General features: G+C 66.2%; 1 protein-coding gene. It reads left to right on the top strand.

The features are described 5' to 3' along the window. Nucleotides 1–216 (top strand): cupin domain-containing protein (locus SB822_RS61195; RefSeq protein WP_410859676.1); only part of this gene is annotated, 216 nt, incomplete at its 5' end. Nucleotides 217–234 lie beyond the last annotated feature (18 nt).

Raw genomic sequence — 234 nt, 5'->3', positions numbered from 1 at the left:
GAGCACTGGATCGTGGTGAGCGGCACCGCCGAGGTCACCCGTGGCGAGGACGTGCTGCTGCTTACCGAGAACCAGAGCACCTACATCCCGCTGGGCGTGACCCATCGCCTGCGCAATCCTGGCAAGCTGCCGCTGGAACTGATCGAGGTGCAGTCCGGCAGTTACCTGGGCGAGGACGACATCGTGCGCTTCGAGGACACCTACGGGCGCGCCTGAGCGCCCGGCCAAATGCAC

It is taken from the genome of Paraburkholderia sp. SIMBA_054 (genome assembly GCF_046534875.1).
Lineage (GTDB): Bacteria > Pseudomonadota > Gammaproteobacteria > Burkholderiales > Burkholderiaceae > Paraburkholderia > Paraburkholderia hospita.
Note: the sequence above shows the minus strand (reverse complement) of the source record. Positions and strands in the feature narration are given on the sequence as shown.